Here is a 10885-nt window from a genome sequence, read left to right as displayed (position 1 = left end):
AAGCCCATTGGCAGAATTAAGTATGCACTAAATTAATTCCGCCAACAGGTTTAGTAACTTCTTACAGGTGAATACTTGAATTCAAATCGTGGAGAAGTGAATAGACAGTATTACCCGACAGAGCAACTATGACAACGTAACGCCTTTACAAAAAAGTCGGTACACGAAACCCATAGACTAATTGTCTTGACCTAAAAGAGATTGGAATTTTCAGGACTGCCTATCACTTAGATAGAAGTCCAAGGTCTGCTGAAATACATAATTCAAAAATTGAAATTGCTTGACTGCAAATTTAGTAACTTTGCTTGACAAATTAACGAGAAAGAAGAGAAAATGAAAACCGACCGCATAACATCACCTATACGCAAGCAGGGCTTTCGTGCTTCGTAGGACAGTTAAGTGGTAAATTTAAAGTTCAGTTCTTCGTAGGAAGTTCAGTGGTTAAAATCCCTGCCTGCGTATAGCTGAGAACCGTTATTTGATGATGAGGGCTATTCATATAAATGTAGGTTAAATTTTTCTGACCATTTCAAACTGTTGTCCTTTTGGGGTAAGTCCTAATGATGACAAGAAACCAGTGACTGATTCACAATCGCAATCAACATTAGTAAATTTGAGTACATCGCTTTGAAAATGACTGACAGCACTTTTAAGCAAGGACTTACCTATTCCTTTACGCCGGTAATCTTTTGCAACTGCGAGGGATGAAATATCGCCTGATGCCGGTTCAAAGATAACAAATCCGACAAGTTCTTCTCTTTCATAAGCTCCCAATATGTCCAAATTGTCGATTCCGCGTTCCAGTGAAGCCCTGTCATTTTGCCATGAAGGATGAAAATCGAACCAGGCCGTTTGGTTAAGGCAGTTTTTTAAATCCGATGGGAGTATGCGACATGCGGTATGGTTTACTTGCAATACAGGAACAATATCGCTCAGTTTGGCAGAGTAGTAGTTGAAATTTCTCTGTGTTTCAAAGCCTAATTTGCGATATATTTTTATTGCTTTGTGATTGTGTTGCAAAACTTCCAGTACATATTGCCGAACTCCTTGTTGATATATCAATTCGAGGCTGAAAGTGAATATTTTTTGGGTTAGGTGTAATCCCCGGAATGAAGGTACGGTTCCCGTCCCTGTGTCATAGGCCGTCAAGATGTTGTTGTACATGCCTGTTCCGTTAAACACAAAAGAAATCAGCCGTCCTTCGAAAAATGCTCCGAAAGATAGTTGTGGATTGTATCCTCGTCGGTCGAGCATGCGTCGCAATTCATCCGCATTCAAAGAGAAATCATAATCTTTGAATGCGGATGAGAATGCCGCATACAAATCTTTGAAAGAAACGGACTCTAAAGAATGAATGATGATTCCCATATCGGACGGTGTTATGTGTTTGGATTTTTATCACTATTCTCTACGGTTAAACCGTGCTGTTTGAGAAAGCTGAGCTTATCCCAATAACCTCTTTGGAAAACGATTTTATCGTTTTGCACATGGAAGAATCCGCATCCTCGCAACCCGAGCGGATCTTTCCATTCCATGATAGCCCATTCTCCATCCTCGAATATATGCTCAACAATACAAACCATTTTTGAGGTTGCAAATTCATTTACAAACATTTTATGGATAGCTGTTTTTCCTATAACCGGGGTGTTTGCGACTTGATGGTTTATGGCATCCTGAGCGTATAAGTTTGCCAAAGCGACTGCATCGGCGGCGTTGAAGCAGTCAATCCATTCTTGTAGTATCTCTTTTGGCGTCATATTTTTCGTATCTTTTATTCTTTAATATTTAATTGTTGCTTTTTCCTCTATAAGTTAGAATTAGACATTTTTTCTAATTCCTTTTGAAATGATCATCAAAAACAAAATTAGTATTTTTTTCTGTTTTACTGATGATTCTGTAGAAATATTCTCGTTCATATTATTGTGTCATAAGGAACGTGTCAAAAAAGCGGTTTCCACATTACAGCTTTATGGTAAAATGAGTTTAACCAACTACATAACGCAATCTGTTGTCGGTACTGTTATCTATTTCCCATTCGTATTCTATTTAGCCCCTTATTGTGGGTATGCAGCAAGTTATCTTATCGAATTCACTCTCTTTGGGAGTCAAATATGGTTGTGCAAATGGTGGCTGACAAAACATAAACAAGGTTAGTTGGAATGTTTTTGGTATAATGTTTATAAACATAAATCAAGAAAGAATAAATAAATTTAATAGAGGCTGCCCAAAAAGAAAGAAATTCTTGCAATCACTCTTCTACAGATACTTGCAGAGGGGATAAGATTTACTTTTAGACCTTTTGGATAGCCCCTATTAATATTTTATATAAAATTCATAATTTTAAATTTTTATCCCTTTCGATCGGTTTTCATCCTTAAACTGAAAACCCGGACGCCCGATAATGATATGATTGGCAATGAAATTGCCAGACGGACTTCGTTTATCCATCGGGCTGCGAATCTGCGGGACATCATCGGTTTGTTGTGGCGATATGCTCCGTACACCTTCCGCATCTGGCTTGATCTCCTGCCCGTTCTTTTCTTTTTCGGTGACTTCCTGCGCGGGCGGCGCAAGCTCCAACTGTATCTTGCGGTCAAGCGCGGCAAGTTCGGACTTCAACTGTTTCAGTTCGTCCTCTTTCTTCCACACCTTGCCCGCTATCTCCTGCAACTGCGGAACCTCCTTTTCCAGCACCTCGTTCTTCGCCTTATACTGGTCGATGATGGACGGAATCCTCTCCAATGCATTCAGGAAATTACGTGCGGCGGCTACCGGGTCAGCCATCGCCAGATGCCCGTTGTTATAGGTGTATTTGTAATTCCCTTCCACCACGAAGCGATTGTCGGTAAATTCCAGCCCCTCTTTGAGTATCCTCTCGCTGACCACCATTATCGGGAAACCGTAAATCTCCCCGACAGGCTTGTACAAACCGCCCGTCGTGGCGTTCTTGGCTATCTCCTGCAAACGCTTTCCAATAACTTTTTCGTCGGTTGAATCCACGCCGTCCACCTTGACAATATTAAGGCGACTACCTTCCTTATCAGTCTGCACAACGGAAAGAAAACGGTTCCAGTCCTCCGTCATGGCTTCGATGACAGCCGTGTTGTTGCGCAGTTCCCCCGTCTTGGCTTCCAGCTTGAACTCCGAATCGCGCTTGCCCTTGTTGAACGACTTGCGTTCCCCTTCAAGCGATGCGATACGCTTCTCCAGTTTCGCCTTGTCCAAAAGGTCGGTATTGCCGGAGAGCAACGCCATGTACTCCGAGAAGTTCATGCCCGATTTCTCGTCCATAGCCCCCTCATCGATGGTACGTGCGCCCATCGCCCCGCTTTTGAGCTGCGAGATGAACGTCTGCTTGCAGTGCAGCAGGTTGAACTTGTAGCTGTCCAACGACTTTTCCACCGCGTAGATGATGACATCCACATTGTTCCCGGCAAAACGCTTGGCAATCTCGTTGCCCGCCCTAACTCCGCGTCCGTCACGCTGTTGCAGGTCGGATGGACGCCACGGCGTATCCAAATGATGGATTGCGACACACCGTTTCTGCGCGTTCACACCCGTTCCGAGCATGGAAGTGGAACCGAACAGCACGCGCACCGTTCCGGCGTTCATGGCGTCTATCACCCCCTTGCGTGCCTTGTCGGTCTTGCACTCCTGAATGAAGCGCACCTCGCTTGCCGGGATGCCGTAGTCCTCCGTCAGCTTCCGCTTTATCTCGCTGTACACGTTCCATCCGTCGCCCGGCTGGTATGTTCCCAGATCCGAGAACACGAACTGCGTGCCTTTCTGCGCGTCGTATTTGTGGTAATACTCCGCAATCGTCTTGGCGCAGTGGGAAGCCTTGTTGTCGGGGTGGTCCTCATAATGCGGGTCTATCATGCGCATGTCGAGAGCCATCTTCCGCGCGTAATCGGTGGCGATAAGCATCTTCGCCTTCTCCTCCGTTTCCGACAGGGGCGGTCTGCCCAGCAGCGTGGCGTCACCCGTCTTGGCGAACTGCATCAGCTGTTTGATGAAATACTCTTGGTCGGGCGTGGGAGGTATGTGATGCAGTATCTCGTTCTTACGCGGACGATCCACACCCACGTCCTCCGCCGTGCGGTAATCGGTAATCTCGTTGTAGAAGGCGGCAAGCTCCGGCACTTTGATGAAATATCGGAAACGCTCCTTCTGAACCACATTGTTCGTCACGTTGAACTCGAAGTCGGTTGTCTTTTTGGCGAAAATTGCCGCCCATGCGTCGAAGCATCGGATATCCTGCCTTTCCAATTCCTTCGGACGCAGATACTTGAAGAGCAGGTACAATTCCGTCAGACTGTTGGAAATGGTTGTGCCGGACAGGAACGTAGCCCCCAAGTCCTTGTCCGTGCGCTCCTGTATAGTTCGTATGGCAAAAAGCATATTCAGGGCTTTCTGGCTTCCTTCCGAGTTTCCCAACCCCGCCACACGGTCATGCCGGGTGTTGAAAGTCAAGTTCTTGAATTGGTGGCTCTCGTCAATGAAGATGTGGTCGATGCCCATCTGCTTGAAGTCCACTACGTCATCCGTGCGGGATTTGATGGCGTGTTCCACTTTCTCCAACTTCGCCACAAGGTTGTGCTTGCGTTTCTCCAATCCTTTCAGCATCGCCCGCGACACGTTCTTGCCCTGCTGCCGCAGCACTTCAAGGTTTTCCTCCACCGTGTCAAGCTCCGCTTGCAGGATGCGCTGTTGCAACTCCGGCGACTGTGGTATCTTGCCGAACTGGTCGTGCGACATGATGACGCAATCGTAGTCGTTGTTCTTGATGTTGTTGAAAAAACGCACGCGGTTGGCAGTCGAGAAATCCTTTTCCGAAGCGTAGAGAATCCTCGCATTAGGATATGCCGCCTGATAAGTGGCTACTATCTCCGCCACGTTCGCCTTCAAGCCGATAATCATCGGCTTGTGCGCCAAGTTCAGACGCTTCATTTCATGCGCTGCAATACACATTATCAGTGTTTTACCTGTTCCAACTTCGTGGTCACAGATCCCGCCTCCGTTCTGTTTTATCATCCAGACGCAATCCTTCTGCGACGGATAAACGCTTTGAATACCCCGGCTTGCCAATCCTTTCAGATTGAGGTCGGGAAACGTCTGGTGCGAACCGTCATACTTCGGTCGCACGAAACAGTTGAACTTGCGGTTGTACATTGTCGTCAGCCGTTCCTTGAACTGCGGCGACTGCTCTTCCAGCCATTCCGAGAACCCGTTACGGATTTCGTCAATCTTGGCGTTGGCGAGCTGTATGCCCTCGCTGTCGCGCACCTTGATGTCATTGCCATGCTCATCCTTGCCGATGGACTTCATCATGTCGGGGCAGGTGTTGTGCAGGGCGTGTTTCAACAGGTGCATACCGTCATAGTTCCGGTAATAGCCCTTCACTAAAAACTCGTCCGTGATTTTCATGGTGCGGTAGCCGCACGCCACCGAATACTCGTCCATGCTTGCGGAGTAGGCGATTTTCACGTCCGTGTCGAAAAGATGGCTCATGTAGGCGGCGTACACGCCCGTCGGAATCCAGCGTTCCCCGAAATTGAAGTCGAGGTCCTCGAAGGCGATGCGCGGCGGCTCGGCTTCTTTCAGAGCCAACAACGCCTGCTTCACTTCCGGCATACGCCCGTTTTCTGGGTTGTCACCCATCCATGCCTTGATGCGCTCCGCCTTCTCTATCACGTTCCCGGCGATGAACCTGTCCTTTATCTCGTAACCGGTTACGAGCGGGTTGTAGAAGATGCGTCCTTTGAGGGCGTCAAGCAATCCCTCTTCCGTGCTGTCGGTTATCTCCCGCATATAGTCGAGATTGACCGTGCCGAACTTGTTGAGCGATGCGGAGAGTGCCTCTTCGGGAGAGCTTACGTTGGCATGGCTCTCCACCGAGAAGGAAACGGGACGCTCGAAGATGTCCGCCTTGACGAACCTGCCGTCTTCCGCACGTTCCAACGAAAGGATGTCGCGCCCGGCGGCATCCATCATCAACAGTTTCACGTTCTGCTTGGCATTGAGGTTGCCGTAGCGCATGACAAACTCATCGTAGCAGGTGTTCAACGCTATGCGTTGTGCAGACCCTTCATCGTGATACTCCGCCTCGTAGCGGTAAAGCCGCTCGTATGAATCACGGAGTGACACATACAACATCGCTTTCTCCTTCTGGTAGCCAGTCAGGTCAAGCGGTTGGAATGTCGCGCCGTAAGGCGTGAGGTCTTTCAAATAACCGAGATTGCGTGAAGCATCCAGTACCATAGAGCCGTCACGATAGTGCGGCTCCAGCATGCCGTTGAACGGACGGGGAGAAAGGTCGAGAGGTTCCTCCTCCGGTTTTTCCGCTTCCATTTCGGGGAAAAGGGAGGTTGCAGCCGTTTCCGTTGCGTGAGCGGCAGGAGTGGCGGCAACTTCCGGCTGCGTTTCGGGTTGCCGTGTTTCCTGCTCCGGTGCGGCTTTCACGTCCGGGACATGCTGCCGTTTCTCCTGATGCTGTGCCGCCAGCCTGCGAAGCTCCTTGCGTCGCTCCGGCGTGAGGTCCATCATCATTTCATAGAAGCCGTTGATGGGCGGGTTGGTATCCCAATCCAAAGTGGCGTAAATATCATCCGGATCGGCTTTGGCTGCGACACTCACCGGCTTTGTTTCTTGGCTGTCCCTGTTCTCCGTCGGTGGTGCGGCAGACGGCTGTGGCGGTGCGGTCGTAACCTTCGGCGTAACCTGCGCCTGCGGTTTGGGAGGCATACGTCTTGCCGGGCTTTCCTTTTTCGCCGTCTTTTTCTTCTTGGAGGGTGCTTCCTGCTTGCGTACCTCCTCGGTCATGCCCCAGAGGTCGAGCAGGGAGAGCTGCACGCCCTCCGAATAATCGGGACGGTGCGGCTCTATCTCCGGCTTTTCTTCCTCCGGCTGCGGTGTTACCGCTTCGGGCTTGGCTGCCATTTCATTACGTGGCTGTATCTCAGGAGTGACAACTGGTATGGAAATGGTTTCCGTAACCGTGCTTTTCCCCTGTGCCGGATGCAGGCTGTACATTTCATACAGTTCTTTGTCAAACTGATGCAACTCGATTTTCAGATGTTCCCGCAAGTCCTCCGCCATTTGCCCGATGCCGCCCCGGTGCAGGAGTTGATAGGCAGGTTTCCCGTAAGGGTCTGTGCCTCTGATTAAATCCGTATTGGAAAGAGAGCTGATGCTCCATACATACCCGTTCACCGAAGTGCCGATGGGCGTCTGTTCGGTCTGCATGAAAAGTTTCTCGTTGTAGTACAGTTCCCCGTTCTTTCCGCTGTTCTTTTGCAGGATAATCAGGTCGCTGCCCACCTCCGTACCCGCGTTGTCCGTGAAGAGATTGTTCGGCAGGCGTGCGACACCCACCAGATTGGCATTACGCATCATATACTCGCGTATGGGTGCGTTGGACGGTGCGTCCAGCACCCCCTGCGAGGTGATGAACGCCACGATGCCGCCCTCACGCACAGCGTCAAGGCTTTTCAGGAAGAAGTAGTTGTGTATTGCCTTCGGTGCGGAACGCCTTGCCGGGTCTTGGCTTCCTGTAAACTCCGGGTCGAACACAGCCACGTCGCCGAACGGGATGTTCGAGATGGCAAGGTCGAAATAATCCGTGAAGGGCTTCTCTATCTTCTCGAATCCCTGCACCCTTACCTTTTGGTCGGGATGCAGGTGTCCCAATATCTTGCCCGTCATCAGGTCTTTCTCGAAAGCCATGATGTCCGCGTCCGGCTTGTTTTCCAGCACGGCATCCACGAATGCGCCCACGCCCGCCGACGGCTCCAACACACGGTCGGGACGTATGCCGTGTTCATGCAGAGCCTCCGCAATCGTGCCGGTTATCTCCGGCGGTGTGTAGAATGCGGTCAGCACGGACTGCTTCATGGCATCCGCGTACCGCTTGTACTCCGTATCGTCCTTGCTGTTTTCACGCACCAGCCTGTGCAGTTCCACCGTAGGGGCAAACAGTTCGAGGTCCGATTTCGCCCAATGCACGGCATCCGTCAGTTCCTTTGCCGGGTTCAGTATGCACTTCAACCCGCCGAAACCGCAATACTTCCGAAGTATGGCTTGTTCCTCGGCGGTTGCCGTCCTCCGTTCCCTGTCAAGGATGAATGCCGTCCGTATCGCCTCGATGTTGTCCCGCAGCCGTTGTTTGCGGTTAAACGCCATATTCCCCGATATAAAGGACGACGGCTCCCGTCAGCTCCGTGTAGAGCAGGTCGTATTCGGGCGACAGGGCGAAGTTGTCGTCCGAAAGATCATAGGCGGAGAATACGTTGCCGACAGGCGGCAGCAGCTTTCGGATGAAGGCTTCGCGTTTCTTTTCCGGCACTTCGTCGGCAAACTCGTTTTCCACGACTTCGCGGAGGATGGCGTACTTGGAATAGCGAAGACCACGCAGGAGCGTGTCCATCGCCAACTCCTGCGCCCCCTCGGACGGATAGCCTTCGAGCCGCGCACGCTCATACGTTTCGGCGGCACGGTCGGCACGTTCCCGGATGAAGGCATCGTCGGAAGCCTGTTCAAACCTGTTCGTGCGGAGATAGTCCAGCAGGTACAGACCGTAATAGGAAAAGTCGGTCTGACCTTCGTTTTTCTTCTTGTTGTTCATTACTTTGGAATTTAGTGGGTTGATAATGATGGGGATAATCGTCTGAAAAGGAGAATGAAAAGGCACTCGGTATCCCTCCGAGTGCCACCACTAAATCCAAAGAATGAGTGTAATCCGGTATCGAAGAACAATTCATTACTCTGAACAAGTGGCAAAGTTAATACTATTTCTTCCGTCCTGAAAATTTCCTGCTCGTTTTCCTTTCGGGGAACACGAAAGTCGTGTTATAGTCCCCGTCAAAGGCGACTATGGCGTCGAAGCTCTTGCCCTGCTTGCTCTTGAAGCCTTTGAGCGGCTTCGTATGCCCATCGGTGAGCAGCTCTTTGATCTCGTCATCGGAAAGGGTGCGGTTCGCCTTCAGGCGGAACACGGGTAGCCCGCAGTCCGCGTTGTCGCAGCGGACGACCTTGCCGTAGAACTGCATACTGCCCGTTCCGCACTTGGGACACTTGCAGCCGGAATCCCTGCGGGCGAACAGCTTGTCGCACGAGAGCAGTTCGGAGGTAATCTCCTTTGTGTACGCCTCTATCTCCTTGCAGAAGGTGTCGGCGGGCAGCTCCCCGCGCTCGATGCGTGCCAGATTCTTCTCCCATTCGCCCGTCATGGCGACGTCGGCGATGCGCATCGTCTTCACGACAGAGTAAAGGGCAAGCCCTTTTTCTGTCGGCACAAGCGATTTCTTGCAGCGTTCCATGTAGCCGCGCTTGAAGAGCGTTTCGATGATGGCGGCACGGGTGGCGGGCGTGCCGATGCCGCAGTCCTTCAAAGCCTGACGGAGTGCGTCGTCCTCTATGTCCTTGCCCGCCGTTTCCATAGCCGAGAGCAAGGTTGCTTCGGTATGCAACGGCTTGGGTTTGGTCTTTCCCTCCGTGATGGAACAGCCTTTCAACGTCAGCGTGTCGCCTTCCCGCCAGCCGGGGATGGCGGTTTCTTCCTTGTCCTCCTCACCATATACGGCACGCCATCCGGCTTGCCTGATGACGCTGCCTTTCACCGTGAACTCCACTCCGGCACACTCCGCCGTGACGGTAGCGGTGTCCTTGACGCATTTCTCGGAGAACGCCTCGATCATGCGCCCGGCAACCATCTGATAGACGGTGTTGTCTTCTTTGGAGAGGAACAGCGGTTTCTCTCCCGTGACGAGCAGGGCGTGGTGGTCCGTCACCTTGCTACCGTCCACGCTTCTGCGTGTCGGGACGGCTTTCGGCTGCACCTTGCCTTTCCATTCGGGCAAAGCCCCGATGAAGGCGAGCAGCTTGGGGATTTCGGCGAACACGTCTTCGGGGATGTAGCGGCTTCCGGTTCTCGGATAGGTGATGAGCTTCTTCTCGTAGAGCTTCTGCGCGATTTCAAGCGTCTGTTCCGCCGTGAAGCCGTGCTTGGTGTTGGCTTCCTTCTGGAGCGTGGTCAGGTCGTACAGGAGCGGTGTTTCCTCCGTCTTCTCCTTGCGTTCGGCTTTCGTGACGGTGGCTGTGCCTGCCGACTTCACCTTATTATACAGTTCCGTCGCGGGCTCTTTCTCTTTCCATTTTTCGGAAGAGGAAAACTTCACAGTTCCTTCGTCGCAGCCGTCCGTTGCGATATGGAGCTGCCAGAAGGCTTCGGGCGTGAAGCGGCGGTTCTCCCAGTAGCGTGCGCACACCATCGCCAATGTAGGTGTCTGCACCCGCCCGACGGAGTAAGTGCCGTGTCCGGCGGCGATGGAGAGTGCCTGCGTGCCGTTGATGCCCACGAGCCAGTCCGATTCGCTCCGCGCTTTGGCGGCAAGATAGAGGTCGTCGTATTTGCCGCCCGCTTCAAGGTTGCGCAGTCCCTCGCGGATAGCCTTGTCGGTAAGCGAGCTTATCCAGAGGCGGACGAACGGGGTGGCGCATCCGGTGTAATGGTAGAGGTAGCGGAAAATAAGCTCACCCTCGCGTCCGGCATCGGTCGCCACGATGATCTGTTCACTTTCCTTGAATAGCCGGGTGACGGTCTTGATCTGCGTCACCACGCCGCTGTCGGGCTTGTAGCCCTTCTCCGTCTTTACCTGACGGGGGACGAGCGTGAAGGTGTCGGGGATGACGGGCAGGTTGTCACGGACGAAGCCGCGTATGCCGTAGCCGTCGGGCATGGCAAGCTGTACGAGATGTCCGAACGCCCAAGTCACGGCGTAGCCGCCTCCCTCGAAATATCCTTCCTCTCTCTTTGTCGCGCCCACGATACGGGCGATCTCACGTGCCACAGACGGCTTTTCTGCAATGATTGTCTTCATATTCTTCT

Annotated in this window: 5 protein-coding genes and 1 pseudogene; 1 reads left to right on the top strand and 5 read right to left on the bottom strand. The window is 51.8% G+C overall.

Annotation, left to right across the window (positions count from 1 at the left end):
• Positions 1-510: 510 nt before the first annotated feature.
• Together DWY79_RS20360 and DWY79_RS20355 are read right to left on the bottom strand one after the other, a co-directional pair.
• Positions 511-1368, bottom strand: a complete 858-nt coding sequence (locus DWY79_RS20360; protein WP_007366527.1) for a GNAT family N-acetyltransferase — start codon at positions 1366-1368, stop codon at positions 511-513.
• Between the two features lie 11 nt (positions 1369-1379).
• Complete coding sequence (locus tag DWY79_RS20355; RefSeq protein WP_007366528.1) at positions 1380-1757, bottom strand: nuclear transport factor 2 family protein; 378 nt, start codon at positions 1755-1757, stop codon at positions 1380-1382.
• 118 nt (positions 1758-1875) lie between these two features.
• On the opposite strand from DWY79_RS20355, the pseudogene DWY79_RS20350 reads away from it, so the two are divergent.
• Positions 1876-2154: pseudogene (locus tag DWY79_RS20350) on the top strand (DUF418 domain-containing protein); the annotation flags it as partial.
• Positions 2155-2340: 186 nt separating this feature from the next.
• Here the strand turns inward: DWY79_RS20350 and DWY79_RS20345 are convergent.
• The 3 genes from DWY79_RS20345 to DWY79_RS20335 all read right to left on the bottom strand — a co-directional run bounded on the left by DWY79_RS20345 (position 2341) and on the right by DWY79_RS20335 (position 10877).
• Positions 2341-8181, bottom strand: a complete 5841-nt coding sequence (locus DWY79_RS20345; protein ID WP_008655861.1) for an N-6 DNA methylase — start codon at positions 8179-8181, stop codon at positions 2341-2343.
• Complete coding sequence (locus DWY79_RS20340) at positions 8171-8623, bottom strand: DUF1896 domain-containing protein (RefSeq protein WP_008645575.1); 453 nt, start codon at positions 8621-8623, stop codon at positions 8171-8173. The genes DWY79_RS20345 and DWY79_RS20340 overlap by 11 nt, the downstream gene beginning before the upstream one ends.
• 163 nt (positions 8624-8786) lie before the next feature.
• Entirely contained in the window at positions 8787-10877 is a 2091-nt protein-coding gene (locus DWY79_RS20335) for a type IA DNA topoisomerase (protein WP_008645574.1), read from the bottom strand.
• Positions 10878-10885 lie beyond the last annotated feature (8 nt).

Origin of the sequence: Parabacteroides sp. AF27-14 (assembly GCF_003635425.1) — a bacterium.
Taxonomy (GTDB): Bacteria; Bacteroidota; Bacteroidia; order Bacteroidales; family Tannerellaceae; genus Parabacteroides; species Parabacteroides distasonis.
Note: the sequence above shows the minus strand (reverse complement) of the source record. Positions and strands in the feature narration are given on the sequence as shown.

Coding starts and splice junctions, on each gene's coding strand:
- DWY79_RS20355 (WP_007366528.1), bottom strand. CDS start 1,757: ATGACGCCAAAAGAGATACTACAAGAATGGATTGACTGCTTCAACGCC.
- DWY79_RS20340 (WP_008645575.1), bottom strand. CDS start 8,623: ATGAACAACAAGAAGAAAAACGAAGGTCAGACCGACTTTTCCTATTAC.
- DWY79_RS20345 (WP_008655861.1), bottom strand. CDS start 8,181: ATGGCGTTTAACCGCAAACAACGGCTGCGGGACAACATCGAGGCGATA.
- DWY79_RS20335 (WP_008645574.1), bottom strand. CDS start 10,877: ATGAAGACAATCATTGCAGAAAAGCCGTCTGTGGCACGTGAGATCGCC.
- DWY79_RS20360 (WP_007366527.1), bottom strand. CDS start 1,368: ATGGGAATCATCATTCATTCTTTAGAGTCCGTTTCTTTCAAAGATTTG.